The following is a 1,789-nucleotide window of genomic DNA, read 5'->3' on the forward strand; positions in this document are numbered from 1 at the left end:
GGACTTTGTTGGCGGATTCGGTGGGCTATGCGGCGAGTTCCAGTCCGAGGCGGGCGAATCTGCTGATGTGGGTGGTGCCGATGGGAGTTTCGGCCCACCAGGCATTGAGGCGGTGGAGGTTGAGCCCGGCGGCGGTCAGGACATGACCGAGGTGGGTCTTGTGCAGCCCGCGGTAGGGCGTGGTGCGTGTCCGTGTCACCCGGACGACTTGGGAGATGGTGCCTTCGATGCCGGCGCGGGTGCCGTAGGCAGCCTTCCACTCCTCGGTCGTCTGCTCGCGCCGGCGCTGGTCGAGGGCTTGTTGCTGGGGCTGGGTGAGCAGGGTCAGGCTGCGCCCGTACTTGCGGTTGGCAGCGCTGGTGCACTGGGCGCGTAGAGGGCAGGCATCGCAATCGGTCTTGGCGAAGTGGACCCGGATGATCTCGGTGCCGGTTGGTTTGCGCTGCTCGGACCAGCTGACGCTGGAGTGGCCACGGGGGCAGGTGACGGTGCGGGCCGGCCAGTCGATGCTGAAAGCATCCTGGTCGAGGCCGTCTCCGGCCCGGCCCTGTGCAGTGGTGTCGGCGAAGACCGGCCCCATCAGCTCGATGTCCTGCTCGGCGGCGGCCACGATCAGTGCGGCGGAGGTGTAGCCGGAGTCGACCAGGTGGATGTCGGGTGGCAGGCCGCGTCGGGCCAGCCCGGCGTGGACGGGTTCGGTGACCTGCGCGTCCGGGACGGTGGCGTCGGTGGTGACCACATGGGTGATCAGGTGCGGTGCGTCCGGTTCGCAGGTCTCGGTGAAGTGGACCTTGTAGCCGTCCCAGCCCGCGCCGCGCTTGATGCTGTAGCGGGTGTCGGTGTCGTAGGGGCTGGACAGCCTCAGCCTGCCTGGCGGGAGGTCTTTGCCCTCCCGCCAGCGCACCCCCTCACCGTCACGGTGGTACTGCTGCACCCACGCATTGCGCAGGACCTGTACCGCCTCAAGCTCCCGCAGCCCGGCCGGTGCGTGAGGTTCGTAGAGAGCCTGAAGCAGCGCGAACCCGTCGTGTCCCACGGTCAGCGCCCACTGCCGGCGGGCGCCGGCCCCTTTGGGGAAGCGGAAGGAGTCGATGCGCTTGCCGTAGCGTTCGAACCACTCCGGTGCGGCGACCTGCCGCAGCCAGCCCGGCGCTGCAACGGCCAGCGTCTCCAGTGCCGCACGCAGGGTCTCGCCGACGAACTCCATCCGGTTCAGCGTCCGCACCTGGGCCAGCACATGCGTGGAGTCGGTCCGCTGACGACCCCCCGCCCGCACCAGCACCAGCTCACCCACCCGTTCCAGCAACCGATCCAGGACCAGTTCCTCCAGACCGTGCGCGATCAACCGATCCCGGAACTCGCTGAGCACGGAGAAGTCGAACCCGGGATCCTCCAGCTCCAGACCGAGCATGTACTTGACGTCGATCCGCCCGCGCACCGCATCGGCAGCCTGCCGGTCGGTGAGGCCCTCGGCGAACTGCAGCACACTGACCATCGCCAGCTGACCCGGCGACCAGGCCGGACCACCCCGCCGCGGAAACGCCGAAGCAAACTGCTCGTCCTCGAACAACGGCCCGAGCTCATCCCGGATACGCATGGCCAGACAGCTCTTACGGAACGCGGCCCGCGCCACCCGCACGGTGGCCTTCGGGATGGACGGAGCAGGCACAGGGCGCAGCGACATCGCAGCCCCTCCTTGCCTCCCCGCGAGATGGAACCGAACCACCGCCAGACTGCCCGAACAAACAAGATCACCAAGGACAGTCACCGAATCCGCCAACAAAGTCCT

1 protein-coding gene is annotated in these 1,789 nt (G+C 68.3%); it reads right to left on the reverse strand.

Annotated elements, in window-relative coordinates:
- Positions 1-25: 25 nt before the first annotated feature.
- Positions 26-1,684, reverse strand: a complete 1,659-nt coding sequence (locus ACWCP0_RS42030; RefSeq protein ID WP_451083973.1) for an IS1182 family transposase — start codon at positions 1,682-1,684, stop codon at positions 26-28.
- Between the last annotated feature and the right edge of the window lie 105 nt (positions 1,685-1,789).

It is taken from the genome of Streptomyces sp. NPDC001970 (assembly GCF_053594115.1).